Raw genomic sequence first — 20,036 nt, 5'->3', positions numbered from 1 at the left:
CCGGATCAGCAGGTTCGTGACACTCACGGTTGCCGCCTCCGTGGCGCTGGGTGGAGCCGGTGTCCACGCCGGGGAAACGTACAGCGCGGCCCAGCGCGAGGCCCTGGGCGCGGTCGATGCGCTGTTTGTGGCCATGACTCGGCATGACGTGGAAGCTTCGCGTCGGCTGATCCTGCCAGGCGCCAACTTCGTGGTGCTGCTGCCCGACGGCAAGCTGCGGATCGAGGCCGATACCGGTTATCTCGACACGCTGGCCAAGCGCAAGGAAGCCTTCCTCGAGCGCATATGGGATGCACAGGTCACCGTGCAGGGGAATCTCGCCCAGGTCTGGGCGCCGTACGACTTCCATCTGGACGGCAAGCTGTCCCATTGCGGCATCGACAGTTTCAGCCTGGCGCGGACCGCCGATGGATGGCGCATCGCCGGCATCAGCTACACGGTGCAGAAGGTAGGTTGCGCGCCGAGCCCGCTGGGCGCCGTGCACCCGCAGTGAGGGCGTTTCAGGTCACTCCAGCGGCGCGGTGATCATCAGCTGATCGACGTCGTAGCCGCGCTGGCGCGAGTGTTCCTTCAGCGTCCGGAACAGCGCATGGTCCATCGACGCCTTGCGGGCGAGGATCCACAGATGTTTCCGGCCGGGACTGCCGATCACCGCCCATTGGTAGTCCGGGTCCACCTCGATCACCCAGTAGTCGGCCCAGGTCACCGGCAGCCAGCTCAGCCAGCCCGGGGCGAAGCGCACCTCCAGCGCACCGGGCTGGCCGTCCTTGATCCGGGCCACGCCGGTGACCGACATCCGGCCCTTGCGGGTGCGACAGGTGTTGTCCACGCGTACGGTGCCGTCGGCGTTCGGCGTGTACCTGGCGGTCACGCCGTCCAGGCACTTGCGCTCGAAATACATCGGCAACCGGGCGATCTCGTGCCATTGGCCGGCGTAGTGGTTGAGGTCGAGCGAGCGCACCGGCTCGTTCGGCAAGGTGGCCGCCGCGACGGGTGCGGCGAAGGCCAGCGATGCGAAAAACAGAAGCAGGAAGGGCATGGCGGATGCCGGCAAGGAGGGACAGAGCATGCTACGTGTCGGAAGTGCCACTGGATGCGGGCATCGAGCAGGAATGGCCAGGGGCGCGTCATCGGCTGGCGAGTACGTCATGGCTTGCGCTCCAGCCGGGCGAACGAGAAAAGCGATGCCAACCGGTGCCTGCGCCGTTCGATCAGCGCGCGGATCAGCTCCGCGCCCAGCATGCTGTAAGTGATGCCATTGCCGCCATAGGCCATCGCGAAATGCACGCGCGGCCCGTATTGCGCGTGCGGCCCGAAGAACGGCAGGCCGTCATCAGTCTCGGCGAAGGTGCCGCCCCAGGCGAAGGTAGGGGTCAGCCGGAGGCCGGGAATGGCCCTGGCCACCTTGCCCACCAGTTTGCGCGCCTTGCGGTCGACCCGTGCATCGCGCAGGGCCGGCACGTCGATGGCGTCATCTTCGCCGCCGACTAGCAGACGGTGGTCGGCGGTGCTGCGCAGATACAGGTAGGGGCGGGCGGTTTCCCAGGCCATGGTGTCGGCCAGGCCATGCAACGCATCCGGATCGAGCGGATCGGTGACGAAGGCGTAGCTGCTGCGGTTTCGTGCCACCGGTGTCTTCAACCATTGCTGGCTGGCGTAGCCGGCGGCGACCACCACGTGTTTTGCGCGCAGGCGGATGCCGTCGCTGCTGCGCAGGGTGACGCCCAGGTTGCCCGCCTCGATGGAATGGATCGTGCTGCGATCGAACACGGCCGTGCCGCGGCGTTCGAGCCGGGCGAACAGCCGGTTGGCCATCCGGTACGGGTCCATGCGGGCGGCCAGCCGGCTGAGGATCGCGCCTGGCGCCTCGATGCCGTAGTCGCCACGGAGCGCGTCCGCCGACAACCATTCCACGGCCAGGCCGTGCTTGCGACGCAGCGCGAGTTCGTCCTGCATCGCCGAGACATCGCGGCGGCGGCTGGCGTAGTAGAGGCTGCGCATTTTCGCGAAGCCGACGTCGCGCACCTCACGGGCCAGCGTGCCCAGGCGCGGGATCGCCTCGGCGCAGGCGGTGTAGGCAAGTACCGCATCGGCCTCGCCGTAACGCCGCGCCAGCTCGCTCATTGGCGTGTCGATCTCGTACTGCAACAGCGCCGTGCTTGCCGCGGAACTGCCCCAGCCGATGTCGCGCTGTTCCACCACGACAACGTCGTGTCCCGCCGCGACCAGTTCATGGGCGATCAGGGCGCCGGTGATGCCGCCGCCGATCACCACCACGTCGCAGCGCGTGTCCTGCTGCAACGGCGGGAACGCATGCATCAGGCCGTTGCTGATCGCCCAGAACGGATAGCCGCTTTTGAGATCCATGCCGGTTGACCCTGGCGTGCCGATTCGATGGCGCAGCGTTAGGTGTCCGATGTCTTCGCGTCGTGAGCGGGACTACCGGACTGGCGGGCTGGCCTTGGCCATTGCCACCGGCATACCATGCGCGTTCCCCGATCGTTGCCAGGACATGTGCGTGCCGCCGATCATTGCCGTAAAGCAACTCAGCAAGACCTACGCCTCCGGTTTCAAGGCACTGAACGACATCAACCTGGAAATCCGCCAGGGTGAGATCTTCGCCCTGCTCGGACCCAACGGTGCCGGCAAGACCACCCTGATCAGCATCATCTGCGGCATCGTCAATCCCGGCGAGGGCACGGTGCTGGCCGATGGCCACGACGTGGTGCGCGATTACCGCGCGGCGCGCTCGAAGATCGGCCTGGTGCCGCAGGAGCTGACCACCGACGCGTTCGAGACGGTGTGGAACACGGTCAGCTTCAGCCGCGGCCTGTTCGGCAGGAGCGCGAACCCGGCGTACATCGAGAAGGTGCTGAAGGAACTCTCGCTGTGGAACAAGAAGGACAGCCGGCTGATGACCCTGTCCGGCGGCATGAAGCGCCGCGTGATGATCGCCAAGGCGCTGTCGCACGAGCCGCAGATCCTGTTCCTGGACGAACCCACCGCCGGCGTCGACGTGGAGCTGCGCCGCGACATGTGGGCGATGGTGCGCGCGCTGCGCGACACCGGCGTCACCATCATCCTGACCACGCACTACATCGATGAGGCCGAGGAGATGGCCGACCGCATCGGGGTGATCAACAAGGGCGAACTGATCCTGGTCGAGGACAAGGCCGAGCTGATGAACAAGCTCGGCCGCAGGCAGCTGACCCTGCAGTTGCAGAGCCCGCTGGACAGCGTGCCGGCCTCGCTGTCCGGCTATGCGCTGGAGCTGTCGGCCGACGGCAGCCAGCTGGTCTACACCTTCGACGCGCAAGGCGAGCACACCGGCATCGACGTGCTGCTGCGACGGCTCGGCGAGGCGGGCATCGACTTCAAGGACCTCAAGACCAGCCAGAGCTCGCTGGAGGACATTTTCGTGAACCTGGTGAGGGAGCGCGCATGAACGTCTACGCCATCCGTGCGATCTACCTGTTCGAAATGGCGCGTACCTGGCGCACGCTGCTGCAGAGCATCGTCTCGCCGGTGATCTCCACCTCGCTGTACTTCGTGGTGTTCGGCGCGGCGATCGGCTCGCACATGAACGGGATCGACGGGGTCAGCTACGGCGCCTTCATCGTGCCGGGACTGATCATGCTGTCGCTGCTGACGCAGAGCATCTCGAACGCCTCGTTCGGCATCTACTTCCCGAAGTTCGTGGGCACGATCTACGAGATCCTGTCGGCGCCGGTGTCCGCGTTCGAGATCGTGGCCGGCTACGTGGGCGCGGCAGCGAGCAAGTCGATCATCCTCGGGCTGATCATCCTGGTCACCGCGCGGCTGTTCGTGCCGTTCCAGATCGAACATCCGCTGTGGATGCTGGCGTTCTTGCTGCTCACCGCGCTCACCTTCAGCCTGTTCGGCTTCATCATCGGCATCTGGGCGGACAATTTCGAGAAGCTGCAACTGGTGCCGCTGCTGATCGTGACGCCGCTGACCTTCCTCGGCGGCAGCTTCTACTCGATCCACATGCTGCCGCCGTTCTGGCAGAAGGTCACCCTGTTCAATCCGGTGGTCTACCTGATCAGTGGTTTCCGCTGGAGCTTCTACGGGGTGTCCGACGTGAGCGTGGGTGTCAGCGTGAGCATGACCCTGGTGTTTCTCGCGATCTGTCTGGCCGCGGTGTGGTGGATCTTCCGCAGTGGCTATCGGCTGAAGGCCTGACAGTTCAGCTCAGCGCGGTATGCGCATGGAACGGCAGCAGCGTGGCGCCGGTACGGGCCACGGCCGGTTCGGCGGCGCCCAGTTGCTCCTTGCTGGCGTCGATCACCACCAGGATGCGCCCGGCCGCGATCTCGTCCTTGAACTTGCGGCTGATTGCATCGGGCACCTCGAAACCGACCATCTCGCCGATGCAGGTGCCGAACGCGGCGCCGGCAATCGTCATCGCCGCGGCGCCGGCGAGCGTCACGCCCAGCGGCGGCACGGCGACCGCGACGAGTCCGAGCAGCAGGCCGGTCCCGCCGCCGCAGACGCCGCCACGCACGGCGGCGGGGTAGAAGTCGTTGCGCCCCTGCATCAGGTGATCGGGGATCTTTTCCAGCTCGATGTCTTCGCGGGCGACCAGCGAAATATCGTGGTCGTCCACGCCGGCTTGTCGCGCCGCGGCCATCGCGGCACGCGCTGCCGGCAGGTCGGGCGTGCTGAATACGCGTCGGGTTTTCATGGAGTGTCCCTCCACTTCCGGCATGGCGCCCCTGCGGACGGCACGGGCAAGGCGGGTTTGCCGCGCCTATCTTTGTCGTCGCAACGTCATCGTTGCGTGACCCCCTTGTTATCAGAAACGATGGGCTGCGTCGGTGCGTCTTTCATGCGCCGAAGGGGAACGGGAGCACGGTCGCCCCATCCGCAGGCCTGTACGGTGTGCTCTCGCAGGTTCGGGCGAGCGCGATGAACGAATGGGGCGCATGCAAGTCCAACCGGGATATACGGCACAACGGGAGAGATCGTGGGCAAGCAACAAGCATCGACAGGCAGCTGGATCGGAGCGGTGGTCGTGGTCCTGGCCATCGTGGCGGGAGGCATCTATTTGGCGCGCAAGGCCATGCACCCGGGCGCGCCGGAACCGACCACGCCAGCCGCTTCGGCGTCGGCCCGAACTGCTCCGGCCAGCACGCCGATCCAGCATCCGATCGAACAGGCGCAGGCCGGGCTCGCAACCGCCTCGACCGCCGCGCTGCCCGCACTGGATGACAGCGATGCCGGCGTGGCTTCGGCACTGGCCGCACTGGCCGGCGGCAGCGACCTGTCGTCGCTGCTGGTGAGCCAGCAACTGATCACCCGCATCGTGACCACCATCGACGCGCTGCCCCGGCACGACGGGTTGGGTACGTTCACGCTGCCGGCGCATGTGCCCAAAGGCGCGTTTGCGGTCGACGAGGTCGACGGCGGGACGGTGATCGGCGCCGGCAACAGCGCTCGCTACGCGCCCTACATGCAAGTCGTGGACGCGACCGACCCGCAGGCGCTGGTGGCCTGGTACGTGCATGCCTATCCGCTGTTCCAGCAAGCCTACCGGCAGCTGGGCTATCCGAAGGGCTATTTCAACGATCGCCTGATCGTGGTGATCGACGACCTGCTGGCGGCGCCGGAACCGGCCCAACCGCCCGCGGTGGTGCGCTCGAAGACGTTCTACGTCCATGCCGACCCTGCACTGGAGTCGCTCTCGACCGGACAGAAGCTGCTGCTGCGCGTCGGCTCCGCCAACGAGGCGAGGATCAAGGCGAAACTGCGTGCGATCCGCGCCGGGCTGATCGGACAGCATTTGCCGGCCACGCCGGCGGCGGTCGACGGAAAGCACCCATGACCTTGCCCGGTCGCTCCCGTGCCCGCTGATCATCCGCAGCTCGACCTGCTTGGTGCTGCAGCCGCGCATCCTGCCGAAGTGCACCGGCTGTTCCTGGCGCTGCTGCCGGATGCCGCGACCCGCGCACGCCTGGCGCAGATCGCGGCATCCCTCAAGGCCGACCATCCCGGCCTGCGCGCACGCTGGGTGAATCCGGCGCGCTACCACGCCACGCTGCATTTCCTGGGCGACCACCCGATGCTGCGCCAGGACCAGGTCGATGCCGCCATGGCGGCGGCAGGCCGGCTCGGCGGCGTGCCCGCGTTCGATTGGGTGCTCGATCACGCCAGCAGTTTCCGCGGCCGCCAGCCGCCCTGCGTCCTGCGCAGCATCCGCATGCCCGAGCCGCTGCAGCAGTTGTGGCAGGACTTGCGCCATGCGCTGGTCCTGGCCGGGCAGGGGCGGCACGTCGAGCGCAGCTTCACGCCGCACGTCACACTCGCCTATGGTCAGGGCATGCTGCCGGAAACGGCACTGATCGAGTCGGTGGCCTGGCCGGTCACCCGGGTAGGGCTGATCCACAGCGTCGTGGGGCAGCAGGACTATCAGGTGCTGGCGGACTGGTCGCTGCGTTAGCGCGCCCGGTGATATCGCTGTAGTGGCGTCGTCGCAGCGGGTGCGGTATCCGGATGGGCGGCCGTTTCTCGTCGCTGTTGCGGGCGTGAGCAGGCCAGCTTCACGCGCGGCGATCGCGGCGGGTTCTCGACCACAGGGCTGCCATTGCCGCCGGGCCTGATCAGGTCGCCGGGGGAGGCGTTTCCGTCGACGCGGGATTCGGGTACAACGGACTGATCCATCTCAAGCGAGCAACAAGATGCAAGCAACGCCTTCGACCGGAAGCCTGGTCTGCGTCGGTCTGGGCATGACCCTGGGTTCGCACCTGGGGCCGCTGGCGCGCAGCCATATCGAACAGGCCGACGTGGTGTTTGCCGCGCTCTCCGACGGCATCGTGGAACTGTGGCTGCAGCGCATGCATGCCGACGTGCGCAGCCTGCAGCCGTTCTACCAGGAAGGCAGTTCGCGCATGAACACCTACTGGCAGATGGTCGAAGCCATGCTGGTCGAGGTTCGCGCGGGCAAGCGGGTCTGCGGGGTGTTCTACGGCCATCCCGGCGTGTTCGCCTGGGTGCCGCACAAGGCGATCGAACTGGCCCGCGACGAAGGCTATCGCGCGCACATGGAGCCGGGCGTGTCGGCCGAGGACTGCCTGTACGCCGATCTGGGCATCGACCCGGGTGCGTATGGCTGCCAGCACTACGAAGCCAGCCAGCTGCTGTTCTACCAGCGCCGCATCGACCCCACCGCCTACCTGATCCTGTGGCAGGTCGGCGTGGTGGGCGACCAGTCGATGGCGCGCTTCTCGACCAACGCCGCCTATCGCCAGGTATTGGTGGACGTGCTGGCGCGTGATTACCCGCTGACCCACGAGGTGATCATCTACCGCGCGGCGACCTTGCCGATCCAGTCACCACGCATCGAGCGGCGGCTGCTGGGCACGCTTGCCCAGGCAACGGTCGAGATGGCGGATACGGTGGTGATCCCGCCGGCACGTCCGTTGCAGCCGGATCATGAAATCCTGGCGCGCTTCGATGCGCTGGACAAGGCGCTTTCTCCGGTATCGTGAGCGCAGGCGATGCGCTGGCGGTAGCCCGACGGTGGCGCTATGCTGCCCAGCGCGTCCACGGGGGTATCAGACGCACTACTGCCGGGGGGCAGACTATCGTTTTCGGTGGATCGATTGAGTGAATGGGTGTGGCGCGTCGCCGTCGACGTCGTTCATCAGCCGGTCTGAACGTTTGCAGTTGCACCACGATCAGGTTCAAAGGGGGAATCTTGTCAGACATTATCGATTTCATGGAAAGGATGGGGGGCGATGCCCAGCTGTCGCAGGCGTCAGCGGACGAGCTGGCGGAGGTCCTGTCCGCAAGCGATCTTGCACCCGAGATGCAGTCGGTGGTGATGGAGGGGAATGCTGCAAAGCTGGAAACTCTGCTCGGAACGAAGCCCATGTGCATGTTGGTGGCACCGCCCGGACCGCCAGGTACCGAGTCAACTCCGGTGCGGCCGGCCGTACCGCCGCCGCCGCCGGATGACGCCGAGGAAGAGCAGGAAATCAAGGACCTTGCTGAACACGCGAGTGCCAGCGAACGCGAGATTCGTCGGGCCTAGTCGATGCCCAATTCCGGCACCCGGTGTCGATGGCTGCTGATCAGCTTGATTGGCAGCCTTGCCCTGTTTGCCGGCATGGCTTGCGCGACAGAACCCGCGACGACAAACGAAAGCGAAGTCCTGTTGCAGCAGGCTGAGACACAGGCTTGTCCCACCGCGCTCACGAAGCAATGCGTGAGCTTGCTGCGTCGTCTGGATTCGATGGCGGATCAGTTGTCTCCGGAACGGAGGCAGCATCTGCGCTATCTGCAGGCTTGGCAGGCTGTTCTCGGTGGCGATTACCAGAAATCGGATGCGCTCATTGACGGCATCCTGAGCCACTCGCAAGATCCGAACCTGTCGTTGCAGGCCGCGATACTGCAAGTGAATTCCCTGTCGGAGCAGTCCCGCTTCGAAGAGGCCTTCCGCCAGCTGAGCCGATTGATCGTTTCCCTGCAGGATGGCGTGGGTATCACTCCGCGCATGCGGGAAAAGGGCTTTGTAGTGGCATCCTCCCTGTACGCGGACGCTGGCCAGTATGAATTGGCGTCCTATTACGCCAACGAGATATTCAGGCAGGGTCTGGCAATCGACGGCTATACCTGCGTGGACGACCATGCCCGCATCGCGGCTCTGTTCGGCAGTGGCCAGTGGGAGGGCATCGAATCGCTGATGGCGCAGGGCATCGAGGTCTGCATCAAGGAGGGCAACAGCCTCTACGCCAATGGCATTCGCTATTTCGCGGCCAAGCTGGATGTCAGTCGCGGGCATCCGGAGCAGGCGATCGCCCTGCTGCGGAAGAACTACCCGGCGGCGGAACGCGACGGCTACGCGCCCCAGCTGGCCCAGTTCAACGCCTTGCTGGCTGCCGCTTACTACGAAACCGGGCAACTGCAGCTGGCGCGGGAGTCGGCGCTGGCGGCGGTCACGCACGGTACGCACAACCATTACGCCGAATCCATCGGCACGGCCTACCGGATCCTGTATCTGGGGGCCAAGCAGCAGGGTGACGTCGCCTCGGCGCTGGCGTATCACGAAAGGTACATGACTGCCGACAAGGGCTATCTGGACGAGCTCAGCGCGAAGGCGCTCGCGTTCCAGACCGTGCAGCAGCAGGTGGCAGCGAAGAAGCTGCAGATCGACACGCTGAACAAGCAGAACCGGATCCTCCAGTTGCAGCAGTCGCTTGATCGCAGCGCGTCGGAAACCAACCGGCTGTACATCATCCTGCTGCTGACCGTGCTCGGCTTCATCGCGTTCTGGACCTACCGCATCAAACGCTCGCAACTGCGCTTCATGAAGCTGGCGCGGCGCGACGGGCTTACCGGGATCTTCAACCGGCAGCATTTCGTCAGTTCGGCCGAACTGCAGTTGCAGTATTGCCGCAAGTCGTCGCGGCAGGCCTGCCTGGTGTTGATCGACCTTGACCATTTCAAGGTGGTCAACGACACGCACGGGCATGCGGTGGGCGATCGCGTGCTGAAACGCGCCGTGGCAGCCTGCCAGAAACACCTGCGCTCCACCGACATCTTCGGCCGGCTCGGTGGCGAGGAGTTCGGCATCGTGTTGCCCGAATGCACGCTGGAACAGGCCCTGGGCCGCGCCGAACAGATCCGCGCGGCGATCGCCGACGCAGCCGGCAGCGACGATTCGCTGGCGGTGGCGGTGTCGGCCAGCTTCGGCGTGGCCACCATCGAGCGTTCGGGTTACGACCTCAGGAAGCTGCTGATCGATGCGGACGACGGCCTGTACCGCGCCAAGCGCGAAGGCCGCAACCGGGTCCGCGTCTGCGATGACGCGCAGCCACGCGAGCGTGTCGCCGGCGTGGCGGTCGAGAACGCGTAAGCCGATCTGGCGCACCCGGTGCGCGATGCGCTTCGGCACGCCTCGTAGGGCGGACACCGTCCGCCGGCTTTCCGTCACATTGTGCAGAAGCGGCGGGCAGTGCCCGCCCTACGCCTGGGGTTGGTCGGGGTCGCTTATGGTGACGCCGTGTCTTGCGCTTTCGCCGTCGGCGCATCCAGCCGGTTGAAATGGAGGATGGCGTTGAACACCAGCGGGTAGCTGCCGATAGTTTCGCCGCGCCAGATCGGGTTGCTGGCGAACAGCAGCACATGGCCCTTGCCGTAGCGGGCGTCGACCACGGCGGCGCGTTCGGCGATCTCGTCGCCACCATCGAGCAGGCCGGCGATCAGCAGGTCTTTCGCCGCGGCGTAGCGTAGGATCACCTGCGGTCGCTGGTCCAGCGGGATGACCCACGGGTTGTTGCGCATCTGCTCGGCGTTCAGCGGCATCGGCTGCCATGGCTTGACGTCGGGCAGCGCCGGCGCGGCGGTCGCGGCGCGGCCTTCCGGCGTGTCGGTGTCGTGCGGGCCACCCCGTCCGGTCGGGCGCTGGAAGTTCTTCGCGTTGGGCAGGCCGTGGTCGCCGGTGAGCAGGCTGGATACGCTGAACGACTGCCCGGCCGCGCTGTACAAGGCCAGTTCGTCGCGCGTGTAGCTGGCGGCGATCGGACTGCGCCGGTCGACGAACTTCGCCTGCAGCACGCTGCCGACGACCTTCAGCCGACTGGTGGGAACGATCGAAACGCCCGGCGCCATGCCGGTGTCGATGGCGAACTTCGCAGTGTCCTCGGCGGTGACCAGCAGCCCGCCGTCGCGCACGAACTGCTGGAGCCTGGCCAGCCCGCTGCTGCTCAGGCCGGGCCGCATGTCGTCGGTGGCATCGATGCGACCCAGGTTCGGCGTCAGCGCCGTGGTTTTCCACGGCAGCGGGTTGCCCCACATCGGCATGCCGTCGACGATTTCCCGCGCGCTGGCGTCGCCAATCGGGGCGAACAGGATCACGTCGTACTTCGCGTGCAGGTCGCCGATCCTCGCCACATCCTGGGTGCTGATGTAGTCGTACGGCACCTGCAGGTTGTCCAGCGCGATGCGCCACCAACCTTCGGTCTGGGTGCCCAGCCAGGTGTGCATCAGCGCGATGCGGGGCAGCTTTCCGTTGGGCAGATCGATCGCGGCCAGGCCCGTCGGTACGTTGACCGGCTGGCCGACCTGGCTCATCGGCGCCTGCAGGATCGCCGGATCGGTGATTCGCGCCACCTGCACGTCGAACAGGTCGCCCATCGACCAGCCGGTGTCGTCGTAGGGATGCTGCTGGGGGTCTTTCGGCGACCAGTACTGGCGATCCAGCAAGGTGTCGGCGATGCGCGAGTAGGGCTGGTCCATGCGCACCACGTAGCTGCCGGCGGGGAACGTCTGCGTGGCCGGCTTCTTCTGCTGGTCGGCCGGGGCGGGCAGGCTCACGGTGACCGGCGCGCTGGTGCGGCTGATCTCCACATGCTGGCGCTGCAGCACGCGCAGCAACTGGGCGCGCGAGCCGGCGCGCGGATCGCTGGCGCTGAACACGTAGGCGGCGGGCCCGGCCTGCTGCGGCTTCTCGATCGAGCGTTTGGCCTTCAGGTAGAAGTTCTTCAGAAACTGCTGGCCATTGCCGGCGAAATAGTTCAGCGCGGTGAGCAGGCCGGTCTGCTGGTAATTGTTGTTGTTGCGCTGCGACCACAGCACGGTGGGCAGCGGCGGGTTGGGCCGGTACCAGGTGCGCTCGTACTCGGACGGTTCGAGGATGCGCTGCACGGTGTCGGCGCCGCCGTTGCCGAAGGTTTCGTAGAGCCGGCTGATGCCGTTGTGCATGGCCGCGATGAACATCAGGTAGCCCGGGCTCCAGGTGTCGAAGTCGCCGTGGGTGAACACGCCGGGCATGCCCAGCCGGGTCATCTGCTGCACATTGTCCCAGCCGAGCTGCTGCCATTCGCCGGTGAGGATCGGGTCGATCCACGCGTTGTACGGGCCGTCGCCCACCGTGTTGTCGTACAGGAACGGCACGGATTCATGCAGGTCGTGCAGCACCTGGGCATGCCAGCCCACGAAGGTGTCGGCCACGTTGCGGGTGAGCGCCAGCGACATGCCCATCGCATCGCGGTTGTTGTCGTGCGCCACGTAGTGGCCCCAGTACATCAGTCGCGGATAGTTCTGGCCGGGGTGGGCCAGGTGCCAGTTGTACAGGTCGACCATGCGGTCGCGGCCATCCACCTCGACCACCGGCGTGATCAGGGTGATCACGTGCGAGCGGATGTGGCGGATGTATGGCGCCTCGTCCACCGCCAGGCGGTAAGCCAGTTCCATCAGCGCGGTGGGCGAGCCGGTCTCGGTGGAGTGGATGGCGCCGGTGATGTAGTAGACCGGGGTGGACTGGGCGACCAGCTGGTCGGCCTTCGCATCGTCCATGGCTATCGTGCGCGGGTCGGCCAGCTGGGCCAGCCGCGCCCGGTTCGCGTCCAGCCCGGCCAGCAGACTCTCGTCGGCGATCGCCACCGCGATCATCTCGCGGCCTTCCTCGCTCTTGCCGATGGTGAACACCTTGACCCGCGGACTGGCGGCGGCCAGCGCCCGGAAGTAGCGATGGACGTCGGCGCTGTACGGCAGGTAGTTCGGCGCGCCGGCGACATGGCCCAGCACCTTCTCCGGCGTGGGGACGCTGGCGGAAGCGGGCAGGTAACTGGTCAGCGGCGTGTTGAACGACGGGTCGGTGGTGAATTTCAGGATCTGGTCGGTATAGGCCTGGTCGACCGGCTGATCCGGCGCGCGGGCGTAGTCGTTGGCCACGACCGTGCTGGCGGCGTGGGCGGCGAACACGCCGAGCGAGAACAGCACGCCGCATGAGAACCGGATGGTTGTATGCATGATCAGCTTCCCCCGTGGCCGAGGCCGGCCGATTTCCCCACTTTGCCAGAGCGCGCCGGACTGCGGATAGGCCATCAGTCAGGTAGGGATTCGGCTCGCATGCACCGTGCCGGTCGGCACGGGTTCGTGGCGCGAATCGGGTGCACAATCGGCAGACCTCTTGCCATGGAGTAGCGTCATGCGACCGACCGTGCTTGCAACCCTGTTTTGCCTCGCAATTCCCGTTGCCGTTTCGGCCCACGCGCCGAACCCGAACGCGGCCTCGCAAAAGGCCGAGAAGACCGGTATCGACAAGGCCGCTGTGGAGAAGGCTGCTGTGAAGAAGGCTTTGAACGACCCCGCCCGCGCCGCCGACAAGGGCGACGACAACCGCCGCAAGATCGAACAGGTGATGCTGTTCGCCCAGGTCAAGCCGGGCCAGAGCGTGCTGGAACTGGTCCCCGGCAGCGGCTACTGGACCCGCGTGTTCAGCGCCGTGGTCGGGCCGCAGGGTCACGTCTACACGGTGTGGCCGAACGAGATGGGCAAGTTCGACACCGAAAGCCTGGCCAACTGGCAGAAGCTGACGGCCACGCCGCACTACGCCAACGTGGGCATCCTGCAGCAGCCGGCGGCGAAGTTGCAGGCGCCGGCGCCGGTGGACCTGGTGTTCACCGCGCAGAACTACCACGACTTCCATGATCCGTTCATGGGACCGATGGACATCGCGGCCTTCAATCGTCAGGTGTTCGATGCGCTCAAGCCCGGCGGCCTGTTCGTGATCATCGACCACGTCGCTCCGGCCGGTTCGGGACTCGCCGATACGAACACCTTGCACCGGATCGACCCGGCCTCGGTGAAGCAGGAAGTGGAGGCCGCCGGCTTCGTCTTCGACGGCGAAAGCAAGGCGCTGCACAACCCCGCCGATCCGCACGACATCAAGGTGTTCGACAAGGCGATACGCGGCCACACCGACCAGTTCATCTTCCGCTTCCGCAAACCCGCGAAGTGATTGGCGCAACGCGACCTGCTTGAGTTGCGGCGGTGTCTGGCGGCACCATCAGGGCGACACGCCTATTCGCCGATGCCCGCAGGAGCGCCGTGAATTCCGATGAACCTGTCGCACCGGTGGCCGATCCGCACGATCCGCCACCGGTGCGTCCGCCCGAGCCCGATGCCGCCGATTGCTGCGGCGAGGGTTGCGTGCGCTGCGTGTACGACGTGTACGACGAGGCGCTGGAGCGTTACGAGCGCGCGCTGGCCGCATGGCATGCGCGCCATCCGGGACAAGCAAGGGGAATCGAACCATGTGGATCGCCATGACGCGTGAGGTCAGCCCGGCACTCGGCGATTGCGAGCTGTCGTTCGTCGAACGCGCCGCGATCGATGTGGCGCAGGCCAGCGCGCAGCATCACGCCTACCAGCACGCGCTGGAAACGCTGGGTTGCCGGGTGATCGCGCTGCCGGCCGAAGCCGATTTGCCCGACTCGGTGTTCGTCGAGGACACCGCGATCGTGCTGGACGAGGTGGCCGTGTTGACCCGTCCCGGCGCCGCGTCCAGACGCGGCGAGGTGGCCAGCATCGCCGCGGCGCTGGGCGAGTGGCGACCGCTGCTGGCGATCGAGGCGCCGGGCACCATCGACGGCGGCGACGTGCTGCGACTGGGCCGCACGCTGCATGTCGGCGAGTCGGCACGCAGCAATGCCGCAGGCATCGGGCAGTTGCGCGAACTGCTGGCCGGACATGGCTACGCCGTCGAAGGCGTGCCCACGCACGGCTGCCTGCATCTGAAATCGGCGGTGACCCAGCTCGACGACCACACCGTGCTGTTGCAGCCGGCCTGGGTGGACCGCGCACGCTTCGCCGATTTCCGGGTGATCGAAGTCGATCCGGCCGAGCCGCATGCGGCGAACGTGGTGCGCATCGGCGATGCCTTGCTGATGCCGGCCAGCTTTCCGCGCACGCGGCAACGCCTGCTGGACGCGGGTTTCGCCGTGACTGCCGTCGACGTCTCCGAGCTGCAGAAAGCCGAAGGCGCGGTGACCTGCTGCAGCCTGATCTTTCGCGCCACGGACTGAACCGTGCTCATCCGTTATCGCCTGGCCCGCCCGCAGGACGCCCTCGCGATCGGCGTGCTGGCGCGGCGGGTGACCCGGCGCTGGATCCTGCCGGAGCAACCGGCCAGCGCAGCCGCTTCGCTGCTTTACGGCATGGGCGCCCGGGTGATCCGGCGCAAGATCCTGGCTGGCCAACGCTTCCAGCTGGCCTGGCAGGATGGCGAGCGCCTGGTGGGCGTGGCGGCGATGCGCGACGAATCGCATCTGTTCCAGTTCTTCGTGAGCACGCGCCTGCACGGCCACGGCATCGCCCGCCGACTGTGGCAACGCGCGATGGACGATGCGTTCCGCCGTGCCGGCACGCGCCACTTCACGCTGAATTCCTCGGCGATGGCGGTGCCGGTCTACCGGCATCTGGGTTTCGTCTGCAGCGGGCCGCTGAAGATCAGCGACAACGGCCTGGTGACCCAGCCGATGCATCTGGATCGGCCGTGAAGCCGGCACCGCTGACCCGCGGCGATCCGCGAGTTCTTGCGTTGAGCGTCACCGCAACTACGAATTTTGGTCATACCGCGGCAAGCGCCGGTCGCATATAAAACGCGCCGGGGGAATCCTTGCCAACGCGTAGGGATTTATCAATGTCGTGGAACAACAAGATCGTCCGCAGCCTGGTGCTCGCGGGATGCGTGGCCTGTTGGCCGGCGCTGGCCGCTCCGCTGCTGCCGGATCACCAGGAATTCGACGCCGCACTGCAGGTGCCGTTCCAGGCGACGGCAGGGCGGGACATCGTGATGCACTTCGAATACCCCGGGGCCAACCCGGGCACGCCGGTGGCGTGGCAGGTCGCGCTGCTCGATCGCGATGGCCAGTTGCTGCGCGAATGGAATGGCGGCTCCGTGCTGCACACGCGCCAGGCGCAGGCCAGCATCCACTGGGACGGCCTCGATGCGCGCCACCAGCCGCTGCCCGCCGGCTACTACAGCCTGCGTCTGCGCGCGATCGCGCTGGACGATGACAACGCACGCCGCATCGGCAGCGGCCTGGCCAGTCGTGCGCTGGCGCTGGCCGAACGCCTCGCGCCCGAGGCGATCACCGAGCAGCGCCAGGAAATCCAGATCGGCCATGTGCCGGCGGCGGTCATGCCGCACTTCACCGCGCTGGCGCAGCATGCTGCCCCGCAGAGCTTCGCGGCCAGCACTGGCGGGCTGCCCTACACGGTCTGGTACGGCGATTTGCACAGCCAGACCAACCACAGCGACGGTGGCGGCGCGCTGGCCACCTGCCACGGCGAGCAGAATCCGCAGAGCAGTGCCTACGGCCCGACCGATGCCTACCAGTACGCGATGGGTCGCGGCCTGGACATGCTGATGACGTCCGAGCACAACCACATGTACGACGGTTCGACCGGCACCAACACGTCGGCCAACCCGGCCACCGCGCACAACCTGTTCGCCTCGGGCCTGCAGGCCGCCGCCGCGTTCCGTGCCGCGCACCCGAACTTCCTGGCGATCTACGGCCAGGAATGGGGCGTGATCAGCAACGGCGGCCACATGAACATCTTCAACGCCGACGGCCTGATCGAGTGGGAGAAGAACAGCGCCGGCCAGCTGATCGGCGACTACGAGATCGCCAAGGGCGACTACGGCTCGCTGTACACGCTGATGCGCGGCAAGGGCTGGATTGGCCAGTTCAACCATCCCGCGCAGAGCGGCCAGTTCAAGGTCGGCGGCACCGACTTCGGCTATACCGCCGATGGTGACCAGGTGATGGTGCTGGCCGAGGTGCTGAACAGCTCGGCGTTCTCGGTGAACACCACCGAATCGGAAACCGTGCGGCCCAACTATGAGATCGCCTTCAACACGATCCTCGAACGCGGCTACCACGTGGCGCCGAGTTCGGACCAGGACAACCACTGCGCCAACTGGGGTGCCAGCTTCAGCAACCTCACCGGCGTGCTGATCCCGACCGGTACCGCGCTGAGCCTGGACAGCTTCCTCGACGCGCTGCGCGCCAGGCGCGTGTTCGCCACCGAGGACAAGACCGCGCAGATCGTGCTGACCGCGAACGGCCACGTGATGGGCGAGCGCTTCGCCAACAGCGGTCCGCTGACGCTCGACGTGAACTACGCCAGCACTTCCGGCCAGACGGCGCAGCACGTGGAGCTGTTCGAGGGCGTGCCCGGCAGCAACGGCAGCGTCACCAGCCTGTCCGAGACGGCCACGACCACGGTCACGCCGGCGGCGGGCGAGCATTTCTATTACGCCAGGATCACCCAGGCCAACGGCCTGCGGCTGTGGTCGGCGCCGGTATGGGTGACCGAGGGTTCCGGTGGCGGCGACACCACGGCACCGACCGCAACCGCCAGCGAGAACGGCAGCAGCGGCAGCATCAGCTTCACTGCCAGCGCCAGCGACAACGTCGGCGTGACGCGGGTGGAGTTCTACGTGGACGGCGCGCTCAAGGCCATCGATGCCAGCTCGCCGTACAGCGCGACGCTGGACTCGACCACGCTGGGCGACGGCGCGCATGCGCTGATCGCCAGGGCGTACGACGCCGCCGGCAACGTCGGCAGCAGCAGCCCGGTCAGCTTCAGCGTGTCCAACGGCAGCAGTGGCGACAGCACCGCCCCCACGGTAAGCGCCTCCGAAAGCGGCAGCAGCGGCAGCATCACGTTCAATGCCACCGCCAGCGACAACGTCGGCGTGGCACGGGTCGAGTTCTACGTGGACGGCACGCTCAAGGCCACCGACGCCAGCTCGCCGTACAGCGCGACGCTGGACTCGACCACGCTGGGCGACGGCACGCATGCGCTGATCGCCAGGGCGTACGACGCCGCCGGCAACGTCGGCAGCAGCACGGCCGTGGCCTTCAGCGTCTCCAATGCCACCAGCACGCCCGCGCAACTGATCGCCAACGGCGGCTTTGAAAGCGGCACGACGGGATGGACGCAAACCAGCGGCGTGATCACCAGTGACAGCAGCGAGCCCGCGCATGCCGGCAGCTGGAAGGCGTGGCTGGACGGTTACGGCAGCAGCCACACCGACTACGTGCGCCAGCAGTTCAGCATTCCCGTCACCGTGGCCCATGCCACGCTGAAGTTCTTCCTGCATGTGGACACCGCCGAGTCGGGCAGCACCGCGTACGACACGCTGCAGGTGCAGCTGATCACCTCGACCGGCAAGTACATCAACCTGGCCAGCTTCTCCAACACCAACGCCGCCAGCGGCTACCAGCAACACACGATCAGCCTGGATGCGTACAAGGGGCAGACCGTGCAGGTCAATTTCTACGGCAAGGAAGACGGCAGCCTGGCGACCTCGTTCGTGATCGACGACGTGGGCGTCGAGGCACAGTGAGTGCGCACATGGCGGGAAGCACAAGCTTCCCGCCATGCTCGCGGCTGCAGCTACACTGCATCGGGTCGACGCCGTGCAGGGAACGAGGGATGAGTGACATCGACGCGACCGGGACCACCGGCAAACTGATCCGCTACGCGCACCTGCGCTGGCTGGTGCGCATCCTGCGGCACCCTTCGGCGGTGCTGTTGCTGGTGCAGCTGATCGGACTGCTGCTGTACCCGTTCATCGAACATACCCGTTCGGCACGCGCGCTGTTCGGCGCGTTCGGCGTGCTGGTGCTGTGCCTGGCGATCGCGATGGTGCAGCGTACGCCGGGGCGGGCATGGGTCAGTGCCGCCATCGCGGTGCCGGCGGTGCTGTTCAACGTGCTCGACCTGACACTCGGCCTGCCGGGGCTGAAACCCTGGTGGGCGGCACTGGAATCGCTGTTCTATTTCTACGCGGCGATCTGCCTGATCCGCTACATGCTGGCGGACCGGCGCGCCACCAGCGACGAGCTGTTTGCGGCCGGCGCCACGTTCACCCTGCTGGTCTGGGCGTTCACCTATCTGTTCGTGCTGTGCCAGACCCTGCAGCCGGGCTGTTTCGCGGCGGCTGTGAATCCGGATGCGCCGCGCAGCTGGACCGAGCTGCTGTTCCTGAGCTTTGCCCTGATGTCCAGCACCGGCATCGGCGACGTCATTCCGGTCACCGTGCACGCCCGTGCGGTGGCCAGCCTGGAGATGTTCGTGGGGGTGATGTACATGGCGCTGGTGGTGTCGCGACTGATCGGACTGACCCTGTTGCGCAAGGGCGAGTAGCGACAGCGACAGATGCGCCGGGCGAGGTGTCCCGGCGCAACCGCGGTGACTCGCGGTCCGCCGGGGCAGCGGGCGCTTACTTGCTGTTCTTCTTCTTTTCCTGCTTGGCCGCCTTTTTTTCCTTCATGGTCTTGGCCGGTTTCTTCTTCTCGTCCTTCTTTGAATCCATGCCCTTGCTCATGTTGCTCTCCGCGATGTGGATGGTTGGCAGTGACGCATGGGCAAGTCTAAGCCGTTCTGCCGGTTCCGGGCAGGGTGCTCAGATGCGATCGTCGGGGGCCAGGTAGCGCCATTGCCCTGATGGGAGTTTCGACAGCGGAATGCGCCCCACCCGCAGGCACTTCATCGCCAGCACCTTGAGGCCGACCGCGTGGCACATCGGCTCGATCCGGCTCGCCGACATCCGCTTGAAGGCGAAGCGCAGGCGCTGCTCGCTCTGCCAGCTGACCTTGATCGGCGGCATCGCGTAATTGTTGAAGCTGAGGCCGTGGTTGAGCAGGGCCAGGCCGTTTTCCTTCAGCGTGCCGCTGACCTCGACCACGAACTCCTGCTCGATCCGGTCGATGTCCTCGGTGAGCTTGCGGCTGACCCGCCAGTCCTGGGTGAACACCAGCAGGCCGCTGGCAGCGGTGGGCAAGGCCAGCGGCGCGCCGAGGCCGTGCATGTGTCGCTGCAGCGGCCGCACGCCGGAAGCGTCGTCGGCCCATCGGGTGGCCGGCGTCACCAGCGCGCGGGCCGGGTTCGGGCCGTCGCCCGCGTCGTAGCCGGCCGGCTTGTGCAGCACCAGGGTGACTGCCTCCAGCGGCGCCAGTTTGGCGGCCGGGTCGATCTCGACGCTCTGCGTGTCGACCATGAACTGCGGCTCTTCCACCACGATGCCGTCGACCCGCACCCAGCCGCCCTCGATGTACTGCTCGGCCTCGCGGCGCGAACATTGCGCCAGCGCGACGACGCGCTTGGCCAGGCGGAGGGATTCGGTCATCGGGCATGCCAGCGGGTGAGGGTAGGCCATTGTAGGCCGGCTTCGGCGCGGGGAAATCGGCGGCTGGCAATCGGCGCCGGATGTC

The 20,036-nt window shown here is 66.7% G+C and carries 19 protein-coding genes; 14 read left to right on the top strand and 5 right to left on the bottom strand.

Annotation, left to right across the window (positions count from 1 at the left end):
- Nucleotides 1-16 precede the first annotated feature (16 nt).
- Nucleotides 17-493, top strand: a complete 477-nt coding sequence (locus ASD55_RS11445; protein WP_235577788.1) for a nuclear transport factor 2 family protein — start codon at nt 17-19, stop codon at nt 491-493.
- Nucleotides 494-505: 12 nt separating this feature from the next.
- On the opposite strand, the gene ASD55_RS11440 is transcribed toward ASD55_RS11445, so the two are convergent.
- Complete coding sequence (locus ASD55_RS11440) at nt 506-1,039, bottom strand: lipocalin family protein (RefSeq protein ID WP_056766238.1); 534 nt, start codon at nt 1,037-1,039, stop codon at nt 506-508.
- A 107-nt stretch (nt 1,040-1,146) separates the two neighbouring features.
- A complete protein-coding gene (locus ASD55_RS11435; protein WP_056766236.1) occupies nt 1,147-2,367 on the bottom strand; it encodes an FAD-dependent oxidoreductase in 1,221 nt (406 codons plus the stop codon).
- Between the two features lie 151 nt (nt 2,368-2,518).
- Here ASD55_RS11435 and ASD55_RS11430 point away from each other — a divergent pair, with 151 nt between their 5' ends.
- Entirely contained in the window at nt 2,519-3,445 is a 927-nt protein-coding gene (locus ASD55_RS11430; protein WP_056766482.1) for an ABC transporter ATP-binding protein, read from the top strand.
- Nucleotides 3,442-4,203, top strand: a complete 762-nt coding sequence (locus tag ASD55_RS11425) for an ABC transporter permease (RefSeq protein WP_056766234.1) — start codon at nt 3,442-3,444, stop codon at nt 4,201-4,203. The genes ASD55_RS11430 and ASD55_RS11425 overlap by 4 nt, the downstream gene beginning before the upstream one ends.
- A gap of 4 nt (nt 4,204-4,207) precedes the next feature.
- On the opposite strand, the gene ASD55_RS11420 is transcribed toward ASD55_RS11425, so the two are convergent.
- Complete coding sequence (locus ASD55_RS11420) at nt 4,208-4,705, bottom strand: hypothetical protein (protein ID WP_056766232.1); 498 nt, start codon at nt 4,703-4,705, stop codon at nt 4,208-4,210.
- 282 nt (nt 4,706-4,987) lie between these two features.
- Between ASD55_RS11420 and ASD55_RS11415 the strand changes: the two genes are divergently transcribed.
- From ASD55_RS11415 to ASD55_RS11395, 5 genes are all read left to right on the top strand, one after another.
- On the top strand, nt 4,988-5,845 hold the full coding sequence (locus ASD55_RS11415; protein ID WP_056766230.1) for a DUF3014 domain-containing protein: 858 nt from the start codon (nt 4,988-4,990) through the stop codon (nt 5,843-5,845).
- Nucleotides 5,846-5,863: 18 nt separating this feature from the next.
- Nucleotides 5,864-6,460, top strand: coding sequence for an RNA 2',3'-cyclic phosphodiesterase (thpR, locus tag ASD55_RS11410; RefSeq protein ID WP_056766228.1), 597 nt, complete (start codon nt 5,864-5,866; stop codon nt 6,458-6,460).
- Nucleotides 6,461-6,698: 238 nt separating this feature from the next.
- Entirely contained in the window at nt 6,699-7,508 is an 810-nt protein-coding gene (locus ASD55_RS11405; protein WP_056766226.1) for an SAM-dependent methyltransferase, read from the top strand.
- Between the two features lie 209 nt (nt 7,509-7,717).
- Entirely contained in the window at nt 7,718-8,053 is a 336-nt protein-coding gene (locus ASD55_RS11400) for a hypothetical protein (RefSeq protein WP_056766224.1), read from the top strand.
- Between the two features lie 174 nt (nt 8,054-8,227).
- Nucleotides 8,228-9,877 (top strand): GGDEF domain-containing protein, encoded by a 1,650-nt coding sequence (locus ASD55_RS11395; RefSeq protein WP_235577787.1) that lies wholly within the window; start codon nt 8,228-8,230, stop codon nt 9,875-9,877.
- Nucleotides 9,878-10,011: 134 nt separating this feature from the next.
- Here the strand turns inward: ASD55_RS11395 and ASD55_RS11390 are convergent, their stop codons facing one another.
- Nucleotides 10,012-12,774 carry a M14 family zinc carboxypeptidase gene (locus ASD55_RS11390; protein WP_056766480.1) on the bottom strand — a complete coding sequence of 921 codons (2,763 nt, stop codon included), beginning with the start codon at nt 12,772-12,774 and terminating at the stop codon, nt 10,012-10,014.
- A gap of 178 nt (nt 12,775-12,952) precedes the next feature.
- Between ASD55_RS11390 and ASD55_RS11385 the strand changes: the two genes are divergently transcribed.
- From ASD55_RS11385 to ASD55_RS11360, 6 genes are all read left to right on the top strand, one after another.
- Nucleotides 12,953-13,765 carry a class I SAM-dependent methyltransferase gene (locus tag ASD55_RS11385; RefSeq protein WP_056766220.1) on the top strand — a complete coding sequence of 271 codons (813 nt, stop codon included), beginning with the start codon at nt 12,953-12,955 and terminating at the stop codon, nt 13,763-13,765.
- An 89-nt stretch (nt 13,766-13,854) separates the two neighbouring features.
- Nucleotides 13,855-14,076: an oxidoreductase-like domain-containing protein gene (locus ASD55_RS18110; RefSeq protein WP_082542748.1), complete on the top strand. Its 222-nt coding sequence runs from the start codon at nt 13,855-13,857 to the stop codon at nt 14,074-14,076.
- Complete coding sequence (locus ASD55_RS11375) at nt 14,073-14,831, top strand: arginine deiminase family protein (protein ID WP_235577786.1); 759 nt, start codon at nt 14,073-14,075, stop codon at nt 14,829-14,831. Before ASD55_RS18110 ends, ASD55_RS11375 begins: the two co-directional genes overlap by 4 nt.
- A gap of 3 nt (nt 14,832-14,834) precedes the next feature.
- Nucleotides 14,835-15,305: a GNAT family N-acetyltransferase gene (locus ASD55_RS11370; RefSeq protein ID WP_056766215.1), complete on the top strand. Its 471-nt coding sequence runs from the start codon at nt 14,835-14,837 to the stop codon at nt 15,303-15,305.
- A 143-nt stretch (nt 15,306-15,448) separates the two neighbouring features.
- Nucleotides 15,449-18,166, top strand: coding sequence for an Ig-like domain-containing protein (locus tag ASD55_RS11365; protein WP_056766213.1), 2,718 nt, complete (start codon nt 15,449-15,451; stop codon nt 18,164-18,166).
- 89 nt (nt 18,167-18,255) lie between these two features.
- Complete coding sequence (locus ASD55_RS11360; protein WP_056766211.1) at nt 18,256-18,969, top strand: ion channel; 714 nt, start codon at nt 18,256-18,258, stop codon at nt 18,967-18,969.
- Nucleotides 18,970-19,228: 259 nt separating this feature from the next.
- Here ASD55_RS11360 and ASD55_RS11355 read toward each other — a convergent pair whose 3' ends face one another.
- Nucleotides 19,229-19,951 (bottom strand): rRNA pseudouridine synthase, encoded by a 723-nt coding sequence (locus tag ASD55_RS11355; protein ID WP_056766210.1) that lies wholly within the window; start codon nt 19,949-19,951, stop codon nt 19,229-19,231.
- Nucleotides 19,952-20,036 lie beyond the last annotated feature (85 nt).

This window comes from Rhodanobacter sp. Root561 (genome assembly GCF_001427365.1).
Lineage (GTDB): Bacteria > Pseudomonadota > Gammaproteobacteria > Xanthomonadales > Rhodanobacteraceae > Rhodanobacter.
The sequence above is the reverse complement of the archived record's forward strand: the minus strand, read 5'-3'. Positions and strand labels throughout refer to the sequence as shown.